Below are 20,511 nucleotides of genomic sequence, written 5' to 3' on the forward strand. Positions count from 1 at the left end.
TGTCTAATCATGACCAAAATGGTAAACTAAAGGTGAAAATACCAATTTGGAGGTGTCGGTTATGTATGAAACAATCTTAGTCCCAGTTGATGGGAGTGAAAATTCCAAGCATGCTGTTGGCGAAGCAGCCACCCTTGCCGCAAAATTTGGGTCAACGCTGCAAATTGTGTCGGTGGCCAGTGACCAAAGATATGTTCAATACGGGGTCACTTTAGGCCAAGATGTGATGGAGACATTTCGTGAGCGCGGCGAAGAGATTTTGGCTGATGCTAAGCAACAAGCTGAAAAAGCAGATGCCAAGGCAGAAACCCACTTTGTCGTTGGGGTGCCAAAGGTTCAAATTTCAAAAGAATTACCAGAAAAATACGGCGCATCCTTGATCGTCATGGGGAAATCGGGTGTCAACGGCATCTCCAGAGCGATTTTAGGCTCAACTACCGCATATGTGGTTCGTCATTCTCAAGTAAATGTGATGGTTATTGACCAGCGCGCATAGAAAGAAGCTGGCTTTTAGGATCATTTTCGACAGTGGACGCTGGATTAAATCCTGACTTTTAGGGTTTGAATCAGCGCCCCTTTTTAGAAGTGAGCTGTGCTACTCGAAGCCCGGGTTCAGCTCCGATGGCCGGTATTCTCTCAGCTTGGAGAAATCTCCACGCACAGGCTGGAAAATCTGGTGGGCGACCAGAAGCTGCAAGCAATTAGTCATTGTTTGCGGTTTTTTTAATATGTAACGATTACCCTTTAACTGGTCTTTTCAAATGTTACAATAACACTAACTTAATTTTGAAAAGATGGCTGACATGGATAATAAATTAACGAACAAGATGACGTGGGTCCAAGTTTTAATTGCAATCGCCTTTTGCTTTTTGACCGCGTTTTTATTTATGCATAATGATGCCTTATATTCCCAGCCGATTTTTGAAGTGACCAAGGTGGAATCAGGCAAGACATCCAAAATGACGGATGAATTTCAAAATGTCGATCATTATCATGAACAGACGCTTTACGGCAAGATCGTGAATGGCAAATATGCTGGTCATCGGCTGACGATTGATAACGCTTATTCAGACTCCCACGCAATGGATCATCATTACATTAAAGGCCAGAAACTGTTTATCACCCTCCATACAAGCCCCAAACTTCACGCAACCGTTAAAGATTTGAAGCGGGACGCGCCAATTGCCTTTCTGTTTGCCTTGGCAATCAGCTTGTTGTTTATCATTTTGAAATGGAAAGGGGTGACGGTCATCTCCAGCATCGTCATTAATACCATTCTGTTTTGGATTGCGATCATAATTGATCACAATAATGACGGGGCTGCCGTGATTTTAATCTTTAGCATTCTCGCCGTGATTTTCTGCTTCGTCACGTTGTTTTTAGTCATGGGCTGGAGTCGGAAAATGTTGGTGACCCTCTCAGCCGTGTTGGCAGCAACCGCAATTACCATTTTGATCACGCTAATGGTCTTTGGTATTACCCATGAAAAGGGCGTTTATTATGAATCGATGCAATATGTAACTCAGCTGCCGAAGCCACTTTTCATCGCTGAAGTTTTGATTGGGGTCCTTGGTGCCGTCATGGATGAAGCCACTGATATTGTGGCCTCATTGGCGACTTTGAAGACTGAGAAGCCCGAACTTTCTAAAATGCAGTTGTTCAATTCTGGCCGTCAAATTGGGAAATCGATCATGGGACCGCTGATTAACGTCCTATTCTTCATTTTCATGGCGGAAACATTGCCAATGACGCTGCTGTATTTGAAAAATGGTAATACATGGCAATATTCATTTTCGATGAACATGTCACTGGGGATGACTTCCAGTCTGATTAGTGGCATTGGAATTGTCTTGACGGTCATTTTATCAAGCCTATTTGCCGGCTTGTGGATCAAAGGGGATGAACGCTGATGGGATCAATTACATGTCTGGGGATCGTTTTGCTCGTCCTAATGATGATTGTTGGCGGCAAGCAGGGGATCACTTCATTTCTCAGTATGGTGGTCAATTTTGGAATCCTGTTCTTCTCGATTGTCCTGATTGCTTTTCACACGCCGCCGATCATTGTGACGATAGTTGCCAGCGTGATTCTGCTGTCCATTACGATCTTCTGGAGCAGCGCTAGCGATAATGCTTCTACGACCGCATTTCAAGCTTCATGTGTCATCTTGATTCTCCTCATTGCGATCATTATCCCAATTGAGTATTGGGCGCAGGTTGGTGGATTTGGCTTGGAGGACAGCGAGGAATTGGAGGGCCTGTCGACCTACATTGGAATTGACTTTACCAAGATTGCAATTGCCACAGCTATTTTGAGCTCACTTGGTGCGATTGCTGAAGCCGCGATTGCGATCGCTTCAGGCCTGGATGAAATTTTGACCCAGCATGATAAAATTCGAAGTGGCGAATTATTTGCTGATGGCGTTTTTATCGGCAAGCAGATTATCGGCACGGCGGTCAACACCCTGTTCTTTGGCTTCTTCGGTAGTTCCCTGGCGCTGTTCATTTGGTTCTATGGCTTGAACTACTCATTGGGTGAAATCTTGAATGATAAGGTGTTCGCCGCTGAGCTGATTGCAATTGTGGTGTCGCTGATCGGGGTCGTCCTGACGATTCCAATTACGACTTGGATGATGAGTTTTCGGTTGAAAAAAGTTCAGGATAAAACGATGAATAAATGATCACACTAAAAAAGCACTTCGAAGCCAAAATCCAAGCCGCGGATTTTGATTTCGAAGTGCTTTTTTGAGATTTGGATTAACTATTTGTCGCAAGTTTTATCAATATAATACGGGAAAGCCAGATTGCATTGATAAATCCTTTGCTGACTAATGTCCATCCTTGAGTTTATTTTCTAACTTGGCCATTTCCACGGATCACATACTTAGTGGTCGTAAGTTCGGTCAATCCCATTGGGCCCCGTGCATGTAACTTCTGGGTACTGATGCCGATTTCGGCACCAAATCCAAACTCAAAGCCATCGGTGAATCTGGTCGAAGCATTGACGTAAACGCACGCTGAATCGATTTGGGTCAAGAACGCTTGACCGCTTTGATAATTGTCTGAAATGATGACCTCTGAATGGCCAGTGGAATAGGTGTTGATGTGATCAATGGCAGCCTGCTCATCGTCAACGACTTTGATTGCCATGATCAAATCATTGTACTCAGTTGACCAGTCTTCATCCGTTGCCGGTTTGATTGAAGGGACAATTGCCCGGCTGCGGTCGTCACCCCGCAACTCAACGCCATGATCCGCGAGTGCTTGGGCAATGGCTGGCAGCATTTGATCCGCAACGTCTTGATGAATCAGCAATTTTTCAGCTGCGTTACAAACAGAGGGGCGCTGCACCTTGGCGTTCACGATGATGTCAATGGCCATTTGTTCCTCGGCGTCCTTATCAACGTAGATATGACAGTTGCCGGCCCCAGTTTCGATGACGGGGACAGTTGAATTTTTGACAACCGCATTGATGAGGCCCGCACCACCACGGGGAATCAACACGTCAACGTATTGGTTGAGATGCATTAAATCATTGGCAGTGGCATGGCTGGTGTCGTGTAAAATTTGGATTGCATTCTCATCTAGGCCATTTTTCTTAAGGACACCCCGTAAAACGTTGGCAAGGGCGAGATTGCTGTTCAAAGCTTCCTTGCCCCCTCGAAGAATGACGGCATTGCCACTTTTAAAGGTGAGGGCAGACGCGTCAACGGTGACGTTTGGCCGGGCCTCAAAAATCATGGCAACGACACCTAATGGCACGCGCCGCTTTTCGATGAGTAAGCCGGCATCGTTGGTCCAGCCCTTATCAATATTGCCGATTGGATCGGCGAGGGCAGCAACTTGTTGTAAGCCGGTTGCCATATCTTTGATGCGTTGTTCGGTTAGTTTAAGCCGGTCAGTAAATTTAGCTGGCATGTCGTTGGCATCTTTGACGTCCTTTTGATTTGCGGCCAGGATGTCGTCGGTGTTTGCAACTAAGGATTCGGCAAACTGATTCAAGATTTGGTTCTTGGTAACGGTATCCAACAAATTCAGTTTATAAGCAGCTGCCTTTGCGTTTTGACCTATCTGGATTAATTCCTCATTCATGGGTAACACACTCCTTTGAGAATAGGGTTCCTACGGGTTTACCGGCCAATATATCAAAAATGATCTGGGGGTCTTTGCCGTTAGCAAGCACCATCTGCCGATTTTCAGCCAACATGCGTTGAGCGGCGAGTAACTTGGTGTGCATGCCACCGGTACCGAAACGACTGCCACTGCCGCCGGCAACGGTAAACTCATCATCGGCAACGTTGGAAACTTCACTAATCAAATGCGCATCGGTAAACTTTTTGGGGTTCTGGTCATAAAAGCCGTCGATGTCTGACAAGACAATCAATAAATCGGCATTCATATGACTGGCAACGATTGCTGACAACTGGTCATTATCACCAAAGGTTGTCCGGTGATCCAATTCATCGGTTGCCACAGTGTCATTTTCATTGACAACCGGGACAACATTGTCCTTGAGCAAACAATTGAAGGTGTCCATAACGAACTTGTTGCTCTTGGGATAGTCGAAGATATCGTGGGTGAGCAGGACCTGAGCGATATCTGTCAGGTAATGGTCAAACCGTTGGGTGAATAACGTCATCAATTCCGATTGCCCAATCGCTGATAATGCCTGTTGAGCGCCAATTTCTGCTGGCCGCTGCTTGAGATGCATCTTATTAAGACCGACCCCCATCGCGCCAGAGGAAACCAGAATCAATTCTTTCCCCTGATTATTGAGGGCACTCAGGGTATAGGCCAACTGGTCAAAGGTTTCTAAATTAATGGCGCCATTTGGATGGATCAAGCTACTGGTTCCAACTTTGACGACAATTCGATTTGCGTTAATTTTTCTAGTTCCCATTTTTTCACCACCATTTTTGTATAAAAAAAGCCCGCCTTGAATTGAGACACCCATTGCGGGCGGTACCATTCTCATTCAAAGCTAGGCTTCACACTTTTGATTTTATAACGGAAAGATCCGTATCAGGTTAAGACAAATTATGAAGAAGGTAGGATTCGTGCACAACGGACACCTTTCAGCTATTGGCATCCTCTCTGAGGGGCACTACTTGGTCTTCTAAAACACCGTAATCATATCCTAACTGATGCGTAATTGTCAACTGATTGGCTGTTACTGTTCCAAATTGAGGGCCTTTTCGTAAACCCAGTATTTGGTTGCTCCAGCATCCGATGAGAAACGAATTCGGTACCAATCGTGACCATTATCTTTAGTCCCAATGTTATCAATATAGACCTTCTTACCAACTTTCGGCTTGACAGAGGACCATGAGTACTTTTTGACATTCGCCCGAGAATTTTTCACATGATTGTATAGCCTGTATGAATCGTAGTTATCTCCTAATAACGCTTGTGAATCTGCACTGGCATACGAAACTTGATCATATGATTTTTTCACGCTCGACGTAATTGCCCCATGAGCTGAGCCGCTGCTTTGAAGGTTATTGTAAGTTGTCTTAACCAATTGGTAGAATTGGGCAAATGTATAACTGGCCCCAAAGTAAGTTTTCCCCATTGATGCGTAGTAGCTGGTTGGATCGGTATGATTGGTGCCACCGAGATACTTGGAAACGGCGCCGTGTGACCAGACAGTGCCTTTACCGTCATAAGCAGCATCATTTGGGGTGAGACCGTACTGGTTCAAAATATAGGCAGTATAGTAGGCTGCATTTGCAATCTCGTGAGCAAATGCTGACTTGCTGTGAACGCGAACCTGCTCAAATTGGACGTAGCGGGCGTTGGCAGGATAACCGGCTCCCCAAGCCAAGTAATTGGTGTTGGCAATGTTAATGATTCGGCTGGCATCCACAAAGGTGTGGACAAACGCAGCAGAATAGTTGCGCTTCATATACGCAATTTCGTTATAAATGGTTGAATTTGGGTTTGCGGTTTCGTGAACCACAACGCCTTCTGGTTTGTTGTTGCGGTATTTATTTTTGGGAAAGCCACTCCAGATGGACGACGTGATGCTCGAATGGCCAATATTATTGCTGGCGATATAGTCGTTGACGCTGCTGGCATGGGCCGGCGTGGTATTAAGTGAAAATAGGCCGAGTGCTGCAAATGACAGCGAGCAAACGGCAGTTAAAATGGTTTGCTTTTTCAAAGTGATTTCCCCTTCAGAATTGATAATAGTTTGTTACAAGTTGCATTTTTAAAAGTAAAGTTTTAGTTGTTTTTATATATCATATATTTACATAGTTTAATGCTACGAGTGTTAATATAAACGATTTGGGTGGGTCATTTCAACCAGACAAAAAGCCCGTGAGTCGCGATTTAACGCGTTCCCACGGGCTTTAGCGTCGTTATTGTCAATCATATTAAGAGTTGTTGACAAAATGGGCGAAAACTGATTAAAACATTGATGTACCAGTGTGTTTAGCTTGTAACAATTGCCTGAATAAAGCAAACCGGTTATTGTTTAGAACCGCTATCTAAGTGAAGTTTGCGTTGACAATCTGGGCAGATACCGGAAACTTCGAGTTGAGTTCCCGTTATTAGGAAACCAGTCTTTGCCTTGGTCGTTTCTCGGACATGGTTAACGATATCCGGATACTCATCGTCGAAAATATCGATAATTTTTCCACAATTTTCACAGATCGCATGATAGTGAGGAAAGCCAAAAAAGTCGTAGCGAATGCCGCCGTCGTTATTTGGTAATTCAATCACCAATCCCTTATCCACTAACAGTTTCAGGGTGTTATAAATGGTGGCAACACTCAAATTGGGAAGCTTAGATTCAATCCCCTCCCGAATTGTATCGACGGATGGGTGATTGTGGTGAGTGATCAAATAGTCCAAAATAATTTCTCGCTGTGGTGTGATCCGAACGCCTTGTTCCTTCAGGCGACCAAGTGAGTGATTTAATGTTGAATTAGTGGGCATGGTGGGCCTCTTTCACACAATGACGTGAAATAGAATCGTTAACTACTTTAGAATCATTCTAATATGTTTTGACGATTTATTCAATCATTATGAAGTTACAAATTGGTTACAAATAATAAGCGGTTCAATTGCGACAAGTTGGCTGGTTACAGTTGGGTGGTGAATGTTAATGAGGATGCCCGAGAAAAGCCAAGCCCTGCCAAAATCTGAATCATCTGATCATCTTTTTGGGCGAGTTCAATCTGCAAGCTTGAGAAATTAAAATGGTCGCTGGCAAATTTCACTGTTCGTTCAATGACTTCCTTCGAAGAATTGATTGCTGATTGGTCAATGATGAAGTCGATGTTGCCAACTTGATCGGTGGTTTCAAAGCCAGAGATTGTGATGATTCCAATAAACTGCTGAGAATCGGAGTTAGTGATTCCCCAAGTCAATTCAGCGCCATTCATCACTTTTTGCATCACCCGGTTGATACTTTTAACTGTATCCAAAATTTGGGTGGGCAGGTGATCGGCTTTGGTGGTTGAAATTACTGGCTGATTAAAAAGGGCGTCAACTTGTTTAACGGGTGTTTGGGTCAGCCAATCTAACGTGTAGTAGGCGGTTAGAACGGGATGAAACTTTTCAAATGAAGTCATGTAAAACGATCCTTTCGTGAAAAAGCTTTCAAAGTATTTTGGTTGCGCTTTATCTGTGGCATAATGAATATATAAACTGAATTACTGGAGGTATCATTTTGACTGAAACATATTTAATTGGAACCTACACCAGAAGAATCAGTAAAGGTGTTTATCAACTTGAATTGGATCCAGATAATCAAAAACTAAAAAATTTGGAATTTGTTGGCAGCGCCATTGATCCCACCTATGTCGCTGAATCGAAGCAAAAACGCATCTATGCGATTACTAAAGTCAGAGATGACAATAACGGTAATGTCACCGGCGGTTTTTATGAATGGGATGGGACTAACGATAATTATCCACTTGCTCCAATCGCCGGGATTCACGATCAAGAAACTTCACCAGCTTATATCGCGGTAGACGATGCCCGAAAATTAGTCTTCACAGCTAACTACCATGCTGGCATTATCAGTACGTATAAAATTGCTGACAATGGGTCAATTTCTCTGGCTGATCGAATTATGGATAAGGGAACCCTTGGCTTCAGAAAAGAACAGCAGGATGGCCCTCATCCACATTATATCGACTTGACTCCGGATAATCGGGTGGTTGTCGTTGACCTGGGAATTGACAAGGTCTTTATTTATGACGTAAGTGAGGCTGGTAAGTTGACGCCGGTCAGTGAATTACAGATGGAGGACGGTTATGGCCCCCGCCATATCACATTCGATGAAAAAAAGCAGGTGGCCTATCTGGTGGGTGAATTGAGCAGTAATATTGCCGTCTTGGATTATGATGCCAAGAACGGTCAGCTGTCATTGAGAAATATTTTATCAACCATTCCAGATGACTGGACGGAACATAATGGTGCAGCTGCCGTTAGACAATCCAGCGATGGCAAATTTGTGTATGTCTCCAACCGGGGCAATAATACGATCGCCGTATTCAGCTCAGATGAAAAAGGTGACCTGAAATTAATCCAAAGAATCTCAACGGAAGGCGATTTCCCACGAGATTTCAACTTGAGCGATGACGAGTCATTTGTGATCTGTTTAAATCAAAATTCTGACAATGCCACATTATATGCCAGAGATGCAGAATCTGGCAAATTAACCATGCTCCAGAAGGACTTCGCGGTACCGGAAGGGGTTAGCGTGCTAAGAAAAAAGTGAGCGGAGTAAAGCGGTTAGAAACTGGAACTTAAGTCGCCTCAACCAGAAATTCCTGGGTTTGGAATTTGTGGTTGAGGTGCTTAAGTGGAAGTTTCTGCTTTACGCAGCTGTCCTAAGAAAAGAGTGAGTGGATCCAAGCGACTAGAAAGCGGAGTGTAAGTGTCCCCGGAGAGAAATTTCCGGTTTTGAAATTTTTCTCCGAGGTCCTTACATGCAGCTTTCTGCTTGGAGGAGCTGTCCTAAGAAAAGTGAGCGGAGTAAAGCGGTTAGAGATCGGAGTGTAAGTCTCCTTGAACGGAAATTCCGATTTTGGGAATTTTTGTTCGAGGTGCTTACATGCAGATCTCTGCTTTACGCAGCTGTCCTAAGAAAAGTGAGCGGATCCAAGCGGTTAGGAACTGTAGCATAAGTCTCCCCAAGCAGAAATCCTTGGTTTTGAGGATTTTTGATTGGGGTGCTTATGTGGAAGTTCCTGCTTGGAGGAGCTGTCCTAATCCACGCCGCCAAGCCCGCTAAAACCATTCCCCAATCCAACATCAACAGACCAATCAAAAAATTCCGAGAGACAACTTCTCCCGGAATTTTTGTATTTAACACATTAATTAACTTTCGTTGAAATAGCTCCCAAGCCATCAATTTCACTGGTAATAACATCGCCAGATTTCAAGAATACTTGGGGATCCCGGCCAACTCCTGTTCCACTAGGGGTTCCAGTGAAGATGAGATCACCGGGATACAGCTCAATGACGCCGGAAATATAGGACACAAGTGTCTGAATATCGAAGATCATCTGGTCAATGGTCGCCTGTTGGACGATTTCACCATTAACCTTGGTAATGACTTGCTTGGAAACAATGTCATCGGTATCGGCGATTGTGCTTATGTAAGGGCCAACTGGTGAGTAGTGCTTGAATGACTTGCTGAGATCGAATTGAGTGCCAGCACCGTCAATCGACTGTAGGTGCCGATCGGAAAGGTCTTGGCCGACCATGTAGCCGGCGATCGCATCTTCGGCGTCTTCACGGCTAATGTTACGGCCACCGCGGCCAATGACAACCACTAATTCAGTTTCCCAGTCCACGGTATCGCTGCTTAGGTGAATGGCGTTCTGCGGGCCCGCCAATGAACTGACAAATTTGTTAAAGACGTTGGGTGCTTTAGGCTTGGCAGTCGCCATTTCTTTCATATGATCAAGATAATTGAAGCCGATTGCTGGAATTTGACGGGGATGTTGAACGGGTAACTCAAACTGAGATGGATCAAGTGCTTTGGAATCATCGTTGTTAATGATTTTTTCGTCACTGACATCAATCAGAACTTTGGATACGAATCCCTGCCAATCGTTTAAAATGTCGTCGATTGAGTTGTAGCCATCAACTGGGACTCCCCAGAATTGATTATTTTGGAGAGCCACCAATGTTGGCTTATCTTCATACATTGCTAATTTCAATATAACCCCTCCTGGCATAGTCCAATTACAAATAGCGATATTAGTATACACCCAATTGTGAATGGGAACCAGAGTGAGTGTGTCCAGAAAGCGACTCATTCTCAAACATTGCCATTCTTCCAAAATTGTCCCAATAAATGATTCAGCTGACGGTCATTATTGGAAACTTGAATATTTTGCCAGTTCTGAGGAAAAATTTGGCGATAACGGGTTTGGTTAAATCGCCGATCCATCAACACGATCACGCCTTTGTCGTCGTCAGTGCGAATGACCCGGCCAGCGGCTTGGCTGACGTTGTTAAATCCCGGAAGTTGGTAGGCAAATGAAAATCCCTGACCGTTCAGTTGATCAAAATAATCCCTAATCAAGTCGGATTCTTCATTGATGCCAGGTAAACCCACGCTCACGATACCGACACCAATTAACGCGTCGTATTTCAAGTCGATTCCTTCAGAAAAAATCCCACCAAGAAGGGCAAACCCGACTTTGGTTTGACCATCGGGAGTGCGAAATTCATCCAGAAATTCTTGTCGGGCGGCGTTATCCATATCAGGGCGTTGATTGACAACGGTCACGTCCGGATAGCGCTCCACAAAGCGGTTGAGGACTAAGTTCATATAAGTGTTGGAAGGAAAAAAGACCATGTAATGGCCAGTTTTTGCCGAAATCATGGTAAAAATAGTCTCACAAATTGGCTCGATACTATTTTGCCGGTTGGCGTAGAGGGTGTTGATGTTATTGGCAATAATGACCTGTGAATTTTTTTGTGGAAATGAGGAATTGGAAATCATACACAAACTCTCTGCTTCATTTCCCAGAACTTGTTGATAATAGTTAATTGGGCTGAGAGTTGCTGAAAAGAGAATCGCTGCCCGCCCTAAGTCCAAGCTTTCCTTGAGGTGCTCGCTGGGATCCAGGCAAAACTGACGGAAAATGATGCGGTCACCGTTGACGATTATTCTGGTACGGTACGTTTCGTCATAAAATTGCACCATCAAATAATAACTGCGGCAGGCAAAGTAATAATCCACCACCGCATCAACCGTGTCACTCGGCGGTTGAGTGGCTAACCATTGATGAGTAATTTCAATCAAATCACCGAGAGTACTGTTGAAATTCGTTAGTGGTTCAAGCTGGGCAAGCTGGTGATCAACGGTTGCTGCAGCATCCTTGCTGTAACGTTTGAATGAGCGCTTCAGTGATTTGAGCTTGCTAATTAATTTGGCGTTCGCAGCTTTTTTATGTGATAACCGCTTGATTAAGGGGTCAATCGGGGTTGACTCCAAGGTGGCTGAGTACATTTCTCTTGATCGTTGGACCAGGTTATGGACTTCATCGATCAGAAAACAGTTGTCTTTATCCGGAACCGAAAAGAATCGCTGTAAGTGGACCTGGGGATCGAACAGGTAGTTATAATCGCAGATGATCACATCGCAAAATAAGCTGACATCCAGTGAATATTCAAACGGGTCAACCTTGTGTTTTTCCGCATATTTTTGAATCGTTTCTTTGGTGATTTGATTCTCGTTTTGGATGAGGTCTTTAATGGCGGGGCGGACTCGATCATAGTAGCCCACCATGTAAGGATTTTCTTCGGGGACAACGTCCTTTTCTGCCGGGAAGGTGATCTTGTCTTTGGCCGTGAGGGTGATGCTTTTGAGGGTTAGTCCTTTTTTACTCATGATTGAAATGGTATTTTCTGCAACGTGGCGCGTGCTTTGCTTGGCGGTGAAATAGAAGACCCGCCTAATCAATTCCTCACCCATTGATTTAATGGCTGGAAAGAGGGTTGAAATGGTCTTACCCGTTCCAGTCGGTGCTTCAACAAATAAGTGCTTTTCCAGCATGATCGCCTTATAGACATTGGTTGCGAGTTGATGTTGGCCGGGACGGTAGTTGGCAAATGGGAATTTGAGTTGCTTAGCTGAGGAAATTCGGCGCTCGTCAAGTTCACGGCGCAGCTTGAGCCACTCCTTGTATTCGGTGATGAGGTCTGCAAAAAATTGATTGGCCTCATCTTTGGTGATTGTTTGTTGCTTGGTGGTGATGATTTCATCCGGGGTTTGCACGTACGTCAATTGCATGGTGAGCGACGCCAGATCTTGATCTTGAAGGACGATATAGGCGTACACTTTCACTTGTCCCCAATAAAGATCGAGGGTGGCCTGCGGGATCGCTGTGTATTCCAGATCGGACGTTTTGATTTCTTCAATCAAGATCTGGTCGTCCTGGGTATCGATCCCATCCGCTCGGCCGTTGATGACATACTCATCGTCTTGATAATCAAATGAAGTTTTCAAGGCGACTTCTGGGGTGTAGGTGCTTGGTCGACTACGCTGAATTTTTCGGTGAATCCGACTGCCTTCCTGAGGGGTGTTTTCACTGCTGATGACAGGGCTCAGGTCGCCGGTTCGCAGTAAAAATTCAACCAGCTCGCGAATGCCAATTTGATGAACAGTCATGTTGCCACTCCTTTCGATTTTTCACTGCTCTACATTATACAATAGCTGAACGAACTAAAAACACTATACAGTCGAAATTTGACGTTATACAATTAAAACATTGAATTCAACGAAATGGGAGGCAGCGATGGAACTGCAATTTGGTCAATTATTGAAAACTAAACACGCCCGGTACTTTGCCTTGGGAACAGTTGTGACCAATAATCCACAGCTTATTTTGGATAATGTTAATTATATTGGCAAAAAGGATTTTGTGATCCATATCAAATTTGGCGCCGGGATTACCCGAAAGGCACAACTATTGGTAAAGGTGAATGGCCATGAGCTGCCAGCCTATCTGGATAAAACGGATCTCGAAGGCTTCAAAGCGGCTGTCTTGAATCACGAGATTGACTTATTGAATGTCGATGCTGACCAACTTAGCGATTTTCACTTAGTTGAAGAATTGGAGATTGAAGATCCTAAGGACGAGAAGATCGCTTACGTGGCCAGTATTCGAGAAAATACCATTCAGTTGGTTGAGGCCTATTTGAAAGATTTACAGGCTAAAATTGATAAGCTATCACAGCGGAAAGCCAATCACTATTTTTCCAGCAAGGCTCATTATGAACAGGTGAAAGATTTCTTATTATCGGTGACTCCGTATATGGATCTGCGCTTAACTGACAATCAGGTTCGTCAAGATGAATGGCGGCTAAAATTGAAGTTGGGAGGCCAGTAAATTGATGAATGAAAAAAAGCTGCAGGCAATTGTGACCGCATTTGCCAAGTATCAGATTGCCATTGAAACAAAGGGGATGATCCTGACTAAGATTAATGGTCATGCGGTCACTTTTGACGCAACCAAATACATGCAGGACCAGTTGATTGAATTGATTTGTAAGGTGATGGCTAACCAATTGATTGCTGAAGTGTGGCAGAATGAGCGGACAACTCCGGGGGTATAACAAAAGAGACTGAGACAATAGGCGTTTTGATCCCAGAATTTAACGAAAAGAACCAATTATTCCTGATTTTGGAATAGTTGGTTCTTTTCGTTAAATTCTGGGATCAGCCGTTTGGCGCAGCTTTTATCCAAGTGGCTACAGTGATCCAAACGAATAATGACTGATTGGAAATTAATATATGTCTCAACCTCTTCAATTTAGATTCAACTGTACCCTGTCTTAGACTTGTTTTAATGTTTAGAATCGGCCGTTATCCAAGGCACCGACAAACTGATCGTAAGCATCCTGTTCGTTGGTTTCCTCAACTTCAGCGTCACTCAAGTCATTTGCATGAAGAGCAGCTTCATCGATATCAACGGTGTGAGTGAAGGTGGCGTTACCAATCAAATCGATGGTGTAGTCGCCATCGTTATTATGAACCCGGGTCTTGACCATGCCGCCCGGATTATAAACGGTGATGGTCTTTTCAAATTCAGCCATCCCGGGCTTGTTCAAGCAAAAGGCCAAACTAGCGGCTGACATCCCGGTTCCGCAGGCGTTGGTCATGCCAACCCCGCGTTCAAAAGTTTGAACAAAGAGGGTGTTTGGCCCTTCGACTTCCGCGAAACTGACGTTCACACCATCTGGGAAATACTTGTTCTTGTGATTGAGCATGGAACCTAATACTCTCAGGCCATCAGGCTTCATCGTTTTGAAGTTGCCAAAGCCAATCAAATGGGGATTTGGAACTGCTAAGGCCGTAAAATGAACGCCAACGCCAAATTCAGGAATTGGTTGGTCAATGATTTTGTCCACGCCAAAGTTATCAAATGGCAGGGATTCCTTGTTAAAAGAAACGGGTGAAATTTCAACACTAAAGGTTGGTACACCAGCCGCGAGGTCAGCTTCTTTATGAACAGCGAGGTCACTATCCTGGGTCTGAACCTTGAATTCATCCTTGCCATATTTTTCTGACAAATAGCGGGAAACGGTTCTCAAGCCATTGCCACACATTGAAGCGATACTGCCATCCGTGTTGATGACTTCCATGCTGCCAAGCGCACCATCATGATCTGAACTGTCGATCACTAATAAGCCATCGGCACCATTCAGAAGGCCGGCTTTTTCATCCGTGATGTGTTTTGCCAGGTCAACTCGTTCCTGATCGGAAAGCTTATTTTTTAATTGCGTTTGATCAAGAATGAAAAATTGGTTTTGGGATCCGTGGACTTTTAATAACTGCACCATCATGTGTTCCTCCAATTATGAAACTGATTTGTTAAACCTTTAATTTCGCATTACTAAAGAAATGCTGATAAATATATTTGACAGCATCATCGGCATCCGATTCGCGAGTCCCCAACATGATTGAAATTCGGGATGCACCTTGGTTAATCATGTGGACAGCGATGCCATGTTCAGCGAGGGGACGAATAATGTTCTCAATAGTACCAATTTTAGCACGCATTCCCTCACCGACAACCATAATGATCGCATAATCGTCAATCCATTCCAAAGTATCAGGATTGAGCGTCTTCTGAATGTCGTTGCACATCTTGTGGATGGTGTCGGTATCCAGCTGATTACGGTCGAAAATAATGGTGAGGTCATCAATTCCGGAAGGCATATGTTCGTATGATACGCCATACTTGTATAAAATGTTCAAAATTTTAAGCGTAAACCCAACCTGTTTGTTCAGCAAGTAACGATGCAGGTAGAGAGCCGCAAAGCGATTTGAACCGGCAATCCCGGTTACCGGTCGGGTGGGGGTGACATCTTTTTCAGGGACAATCAGCGTTCCCGGCAGGTCAGGGTTGTTGGTGTTTTTGACATTGATTGGAACTTGACCCTGGATAGCTGGAATGATGGCCTCGTCATTGAACACCGAAAAGCCGGCATAAGAGAGTTCTCGCATTTCGCGGAAAGTCATCTTGGTGATTGGCAGTGGATGATCAACGATCTTAGGATTAGCAGCAAAAATGGCATCGACATCGGTGAAGTTCTCATATAGAGAAGCATTCAGACCGCGGGCAAGAATTGAACCGGTAATATCAGAGCCACCACGGGCAAAGGTTGCGATATAACCATTTTTAGTAAAGCCGAAGAATCCAGGAAAGACGAGCTTTTCGTCACCCACTTTAATTTTTTTAAGGTTATCATAGGTTTCTTCCAGCACAGACGCCTGGTTCGGATCATCACTGAGTAAAATACCGGCTTCCTTAGGGTCAACAAAACGGGCTTTGGTTCCAGATTGAGTGAGACAGGCCGCAAAAAGTTCGGCATTTAATCGCTCACCATGAGCTTTAAAAGCCGCCATCAAATAATCATCATTTGGATAAGATTGTTTTGGCAGCGACTCTAATTTGGCCTTGATGTCAGCTAATACAGCTTCGGGAACATTGAATCCCTGGCCAATTTCTTCATAACGAGTGAAAATATCGGCAACGTATTTTGGATCGGTGTCGCCCGTCAAAGTGGCGTTAGCATACTTGATGAGCAGGTCGGTCACTTTGATGTCACCAGCAAAACGTTTGCCGGGTGCAGAAGTAACCACAACCTTGCGATCTAGATCGGCTTGCACAATCTGAACGACTTTTTCAACGTGGGCGGCGTCCGCAAGAGAACTGCCCCCAAACTTGACAACTTTCATTAATTTCCACTCCCTGGATGTTCCCATTAATTAACAATTCGATTAGAAATCGTTAAAACGAATTCTAGCATTTTTGAATGAATTTGCAAGAGTGAGTGTAACAAAGCGGTTAATAACCGGAGCAGAAGTCGGCTCAACCGTGAGTTCCTGGCTTTGGAACTGACGGTTGAGTTGCTTCTGTGTAGGTTGTTGCTTTGTGGAACTGTCCTAAAGTAAGTGAGTGTAGCAAAGCGGTTAGAAGTTGGTACATAAGCGGCCTCGTTCAAGAATCCACGGGCTTGGGATTTTTGAACGAGGCCGCTTATGTGCAGACTTCTGCTCTGCGGAACGATCTTAATCTGTGTTGCCTAGAAAAATTAAATTCTGCAAATTGATATCCTTTGCCATGGCAATTTTGCATAAATTTCCATAAACAGTTGACACTTTATGAGAAACATTATAGAATTATGTCAATTAAATCATTAGAGGTTGCGACCAACATCAGTAACCAGTGGAGTTCCTACTTGGACTTTGAAGCTGGCAAAAGGGGCGGTTGCCGAAGCACCAAGGGAGGTAGCCTTTGGCGCGCTGGGACTTAGCTTAAGAGGCTTTGGACTGTCGCCATGGTACGCCGTGGCGGGGCGCTAACGACAATTGATAAAGAATATTATTGCGACTATAAAATTCTGAGTCTCTTTGTTTGGCAAGCGCTGAATGAAGGGACGTTTTTTTGTGGAGAGTGTGAAACCAAGCGGTTAGGAATCGCAGCATAAGACGCCTTTAGGAGAAATTCCTGGGCTTGGAATTTTTCCTAAAGGTGCTTATGCGGAGATTCCTGCTTGGTGGAACACATTTCACCTATGATGCCAAGTAGAAAGGTGCCTACGTGCAGATCACTGCTTGTTGGAACACATTTCATCTCTGTTGCCAAGCAGAAGGCGTTTATGGATGATCTTCTACCCAACGGAGTAATGGCATCCATAACAAAGTGCATGCCTACGTGTCGTATATGAATTAGAAACATTGAATCAAAATTAACAGTCCATCAACTACAAACATTCGGAGGAACCCAACATGAGTAATCAGCTCGATCAGTTATCAGTCAATCAATCAGGCCATCTAGAAATCGGCGGTGTCGACAGCCTTGATTTGGTCAAACAATATAAAACGCCACTGGTTGTCTATGATGTTAAGGCAATTAGAGATCAGATTCATCATTTCCAAAAGGTCTTTAATGATAACGGAGTTGATTATGCCGTCAGTTATGCCAGCAAAGCTTTTGCCTGCATCGCTATGTTTCAACTGGTAAATCAAGAAAATGCGCACATCGATGTTGTTTCTGGTGGTGAGTTGTACACCGCAATTAAAGCAGGCTTTCCAATGGATCATGTCAGTTTTCACGGCAATGACAAATCAGTTGATGAGTTGGAAATGGCTGTTGATCACCAAATTGGGGTCATCATCTTGGATAACTTCCATGAAATTGACTTATTGAAGCAGATTCTAGAGGAAAAAGACGCCAGCATCAATGTGATGTTACGGGTGACGCCCGGAATTTCCGCTCATACCCATGAATATGATCAAACCGGCCAGGTAGATAGTAAATTTGGTTTTGACCTTCAAAGTGGCCAGGCCAGAAAAGCATTGGACTTAGTGCTGGCAGACAAACGGATGAACATGCTTGGCATTCATTGCCACATTGGTTCCCAGATCTTTGAAGTCAAGGGCTTTGAAATGGCCGCCACTAAATTGATCGATACGTTAGGTCAATGGCATCAAGAAGTTGGGTACGAAGCCAAAGTGGTCAACGTCGGCGGTGGCTTTGGGATTCGCTACACTGAAGAAGACGATCCAATTGCCCCTGAGATGTTCGTGGACGCGATTGTCAAGGCAATCAAGAAACGAGTTGGTGAACTATCCTTACCAATGCCAGCCGTTTGGATCGAACCCGGTCGTTCAATTGCCGGCCCGGCAGGCTATAATCTGTACACAGTTGGCAGCCGCAAAGACGTTCCCGGGATTCGTTCTTATGTGACGGTAGATGGTGGTATGGGCGACAACATTCGTCCCGCCCTATACCAAGCCAAGTATGAAGCAGTCCTTGCCAACAATCCCAAGGCACCAATGAAAGAAACGGTTCGGGTTGCCGGCAAGTATTGCGAATCAGGCGACATCTTGATCCAAAAGCAGGCTTTACCGGCAACTAAGCCGGGAGACGTGCTGGCGATGCTGGCAACTGGGGCTTACGGCTACGCAATGGCATCAAACTATAATCGTAATCCAAGGCCGGCTGTGGTATTTGTCGAAAATGGCAAATCCCAGTTAGCAATTAAACGAGAAACATTTGCAGATTTAGTATCACTCGATCAACCATTACAATAGGAAATAATTCGAAGGAGAATCATAATGGAACAATTAAGCGCACGAGAAATCATCGATTTTATTGGTAATGCTGAGAAGAAGACGCCCGTCAAGGTCTATCTCAAGGGATCAATCAAGGACATCAAATTTCCAAAAACGATCAAGGCCTTCGCGGAAAAGCACACGGCTACCTTGTTTGGTGATTGGAAAGACGTCAAACATTTCTTGAAGAAAAACAAATCAGCAATCGATGACTATGAAATCGAAGCAAATTCCAGAAATTCCGCTGTTCCATTATTAGATGTTAAAGATATTAATGCCCGGATTGAACCAGGTGCGATTATCCGGGATCACGTCACTATCGGCAATAACGCTGTTGTGATGATGGGCGCCATTATCAATATCGGCGCGGAAATTGGCGATGACAGCATGATCGACATGGGCGTTGTCATGGGTGGCCGAGCTATTGTTGGGAAACATTCGCATATCGGTGCCGGCGCAGTGCTTGCCGGGGTGGTTGAACCCGCCTCGGCAACACCAGTCCAAATCGACGATAATGTGTTGATTGGCGCTAACGCAGTTGTCATTGAAGGCGTCCACGTTGGTGAAGGCGCAGTGGTTGCTGCGGGCGCAATTGTAACCAAAGACGTTGCTCCCCGCACAGTCGTTGCCGGTGTCCCTGCCCGTAAAATCAAAGATGTTGACGATAAGACAACATCTGAAACGGGTTTGGAAGACGATTTAAGAAAGCTGTGATTAAATGGCTCAACTTACTCAGGAAGCATTAATTGATATTCGTCGCCATTTGCATGAACATCCAGAGTTGGCAATGCACGAGTTTACCACTCACGATTACCTGCTGGCGACGATTAAAAAGTTCAATCAACAGTATATCGAAATTAGAGAAGTTAAATCCTTACCGACTGCTTTGCTGGTTTATGTGAACGGCAGCGATCCTCAGCGGACAATCGGTTATCGAACTGATATCGATGCCCTGCCGGTGACCGAGGCTACGGGATTACCGTTTGCCTCCAAAAATCCCGGTGTGATGCATGCTTGTGGGCACGACATTCACATGACGGTGGCCCTTGGGGTTCTTAACTACTTCACGGAACATCAGCCAAAAGACAACATGATCTTCTTTTTCCAACCCGCTGAAGAAAGTGAAAATGGCGGTAAGGTTGCCTATGAATTAGGCGTATTTGAAGGAAAATGGCGGCCAGACGAATTTTATGGTTTGCATGACAATCCTGATTTACCGGCTGGAGCGATTGGCTGTCGGATGGGAACATTGTTTGCCGGAACCACTGAAGTGAATGTTGATCTGATCGGTAAAAGTGGGCACGCGGCTTATCCGCAAGATGCTAACGATATGGTGGTTGCGGCAGCCCAGTTCATTAACCAAGTGCAGACAATTGTTTCCAGAAGCGTTAATCCAATTGAAGGTGGCGTGATCACCTTTGGCAAATTGGACGCCGGCACCATCCGAAATGTGATTGCCGGTCAAGCCCGAATCGAAGGAACGATCCGCGGGCTCACCCAGAAGATGATCGAGCACATTGTCGACCGACTGCAGCAAGTTGCTGATGGGGTTGCCACTAGTTATGGTGCCAAGGTAGATATCCAATTTAATCAAGGTGGCTATTTACCAGTCGAGAATAACGACGAATTAACCAGACGTTTCATAGCATTTGCTAAACAGGACGCGAAAACAGAGTTCGTTGAAACAGAACCGGCCATGACCGGCGAAGATTTTGGCTATCTGCTTTCGAAGATCCCGGGTACCATGTTTTGGCTGGGAGTCGATGATGACTCTCAACTGCATTCAGCGACCTTGAACCCGAAGGAGTCGTCAATTCCAAAGGGCGTTGGGTCAATTATCAGATTCTTGAATTACAGGATGAATGAGTAATCGATGAAGATCACAGTCAATTAAGAAAGTAGGGGTTC

18 protein-coding genes and 1 riboswitch are annotated in these 20,511 nt (G+C 44.7%); of the genes, 9 read left to right on the top strand and 9 right to left on the bottom strand.

Annotated elements, in window-relative coordinates; all coding sequences use genetic code 11:
- Positions 1-61: 61 nt before the first annotated feature.
- From FD12_RS02225 to FD12_RS02235, 3 genes are all read left to right on the top strand, one after another.
- Positions 62-496 carry a universal stress protein gene (locus FD12_RS02225; protein ID WP_056981446.1) on the top strand — a complete coding sequence of 145 codons (435 nt, stop codon included), beginning with the start codon at positions 62-64 and terminating at the stop codon, positions 494-496.
- A gap of 298 nt (positions 497-794) precedes the next feature.
- Positions 795-1,910: a YibE/F family protein gene (locus FD12_RS02230; RefSeq protein WP_054747908.1), complete on the top strand. Its 1,116-nt coding sequence runs from the start codon at positions 795-797 to the stop codon at positions 1,908-1,910.
- Entirely contained in the window at positions 1,910-2,680 is a 771-nt protein-coding gene (locus FD12_RS02235; protein WP_054747906.1) for a YibE/F family protein, read from the top strand. Before FD12_RS02230 ends, FD12_RS02235 begins: the two co-directional genes overlap by 1 nt.
- 166 nt (positions 2,681-2,846) lie before the next feature.
- Here FD12_RS02235 and FD12_RS02240 read toward each other — a convergent pair whose 3' ends face one another.
- From FD12_RS02240 to FD12_RS02260, 5 genes are all read right to left on the bottom strand, one after another.
- The gene (locus tag FD12_RS02240) at positions 2,847-4,091 is read right to left on the bottom strand and encodes a glutamate-5-semialdehyde dehydrogenase (RefSeq protein ID WP_054747905.1); all 1,245 of its coding nucleotides are present in this window, start codon (positions 4,089-4,091) and stop codon (positions 2,847-2,849) included.
- Positions 4,084-4,899, bottom strand: coding sequence for a glutamate 5-kinase (gene proB / locus FD12_RS02245; RefSeq protein WP_056981471.1), 816 nt, complete (start codon positions 4,897-4,899; stop codon positions 4,084-4,086). Before proB ends, FD12_RS02240 begins: the two co-directional genes overlap by 8 nt.
- Positions 4,900-5,169: 270 nt before the next feature.
- Positions 5,170-6,162: a peptidoglycan recognition protein family protein gene (locus FD12_RS02250; protein WP_054747903.1), complete on the bottom strand. Its 993-nt coding sequence runs from the start codon at positions 6,160-6,162 to the stop codon at positions 5,170-5,172.
- A 308-nt stretch (positions 6,163-6,470) separates the two neighbouring features.
- Complete coding sequence (locus FD12_RS02255) at positions 6,471-6,941, bottom strand: Fur family transcriptional regulator (protein WP_054747901.1); 471 nt, start codon at positions 6,939-6,941, stop codon at positions 6,471-6,473.
- Positions 6,942-7,087: 146 nt separating this feature from the next.
- A complete protein-coding gene (locus FD12_RS02260) occupies positions 7,088-7,579 on the bottom strand; it encodes a GNAT family N-acetyltransferase (RefSeq protein WP_056981448.1) in 492 nt (163 codons plus the stop codon).
- Positions 7,580-7,677: 98 nt separating this feature from the next.
- On the opposite strand from FD12_RS02260, the gene FD12_RS02265 reads away from it, so the two are divergent.
- Positions 7,678-8,733 (top strand): lactonase family protein, encoded by a 1,056-nt coding sequence (locus FD12_RS02265; protein WP_056981450.1) that lies wholly within the window; start codon positions 7,678-7,680, stop codon positions 8,731-8,733.
- 598 nt (positions 8,734-9,331) lie between these two features.
- Here the strand turns inward: FD12_RS02265 and FD12_RS02270 are convergent.
- Both FD12_RS02270 and FD12_RS02275 read right to left on the bottom strand, forming a co-directional pair.
- Positions 9,332-10,183, bottom strand: a complete 852-nt coding sequence (locus tag FD12_RS02270; RefSeq protein ID WP_054747899.1) for a fumarylacetoacetate hydrolase family protein — start codon at positions 10,181-10,183, stop codon at positions 9,332-9,334.
- Positions 10,184-10,284: 101 nt separating this feature from the next.
- Positions 10,285-12,645: an ATP-dependent DNA helicase gene (locus tag FD12_RS02275; RefSeq protein ID WP_056981452.1), complete on the bottom strand. Its 2,361-nt coding sequence runs from the start codon at positions 12,643-12,645 to the stop codon at positions 10,285-10,287.
- Between the two features lie 127 nt (positions 12,646-12,772).
- Between FD12_RS02275 and FD12_RS02280 the strand changes: the two genes are divergently transcribed.
- Positions 12,773-13,366 carry a hypothetical protein gene (locus FD12_RS02280; protein ID WP_054747896.1) on the top strand — a complete coding sequence of 198 codons (594 nt, stop codon included), beginning with the start codon at positions 12,773-12,775 and terminating at the stop codon, positions 13,364-13,366.
- Positions 13,367-13,370: 4 nt separating this feature from the next.
- Positions 13,371-13,592 (top strand): hypothetical protein, encoded by a 222-nt coding sequence (locus tag FD12_RS02285; protein ID WP_307725452.1) that lies wholly within the window; start codon positions 13,371-13,373, stop codon positions 13,590-13,592.
- Positions 13,593-13,829: 237 nt separating this feature from the next.
- Here FD12_RS02285 and dapF read toward each other — a convergent pair whose 3' ends face one another.
- Both dapF and FD12_RS02295 read right to left on the bottom strand, forming a co-directional pair.
- Complete coding sequence (dapF, locus tag FD12_RS02290; RefSeq protein WP_056981457.1) at positions 13,830-14,819, bottom strand: diaminopimelate epimerase; 990 nt, start codon at positions 14,817-14,819, stop codon at positions 13,830-13,832.
- Positions 14,820-14,850: 31 nt separating this feature from the next.
- Positions 14,851-16,221, bottom strand: a complete 1,371-nt coding sequence (locus FD12_RS02295; protein WP_056981459.1) for an aspartate kinase — start codon at positions 16,219-16,221, stop codon at positions 14,851-14,853.
- Positions 16,222-16,675: 454 nt separating this feature from the next.
- Positions 16,676-16,855: riboswitch (Lysine riboswitch) on the top strand.
- A gap of 419 nt (positions 16,856-17,274) precedes the next feature.
- Between FD12_RS02295 and lysA the strand changes: the two genes are divergently transcribed.
- Genes lysA through FD12_RS02310 form a run of 3 tightly spaced genes read left to right on the top strand, consistent with a single transcriptional unit; the run spans position 17,275 to position 20,473 of the window.
- Positions 17,275-18,582, top strand: coding sequence for a diaminopimelate decarboxylase (gene lysA, locus FD12_RS02300; protein ID WP_056981461.1), 1,308 nt, complete (start codon positions 17,275-17,277; stop codon positions 18,580-18,582).
- A 24-nt stretch (positions 18,583-18,606) separates the two neighbouring features.
- The gene (dapD, locus tag FD12_RS02305; RefSeq protein ID WP_054747892.1) at positions 18,607-19,317 is read left to right on the top strand and encodes a 2,3,4,5-tetrahydropyridine-2,6-dicarboxylate N-acetyltransferase; all 711 of its coding nucleotides are present in this window, start codon (positions 18,607-18,609) and stop codon (positions 19,315-19,317) included.
- 4 nt (positions 19,318-19,321) lie between these two features.
- The gene (locus tag FD12_RS02310) at positions 19,322-20,473 is read left to right on the top strand and encodes an N-acetyldiaminopimelate deacetylase (protein ID WP_054747891.1); all 1,152 of its coding nucleotides are present in this window, start codon (positions 19,322-19,324) and stop codon (positions 20,471-20,473) included.
- The last annotated feature ends 38 nt before the right edge of the window (positions 20,474-20,511 follow it).

The organism is Lentilactobacillus rapi DSM 19907 = JCM 15042 (assembly GCF_001436255.1).
Taxonomy (GTDB): domain Bacteria; phylum Bacillota; class Bacilli; order Lactobacillales; family Lactobacillaceae; genus Lentilactobacillus; species Lentilactobacillus rapi.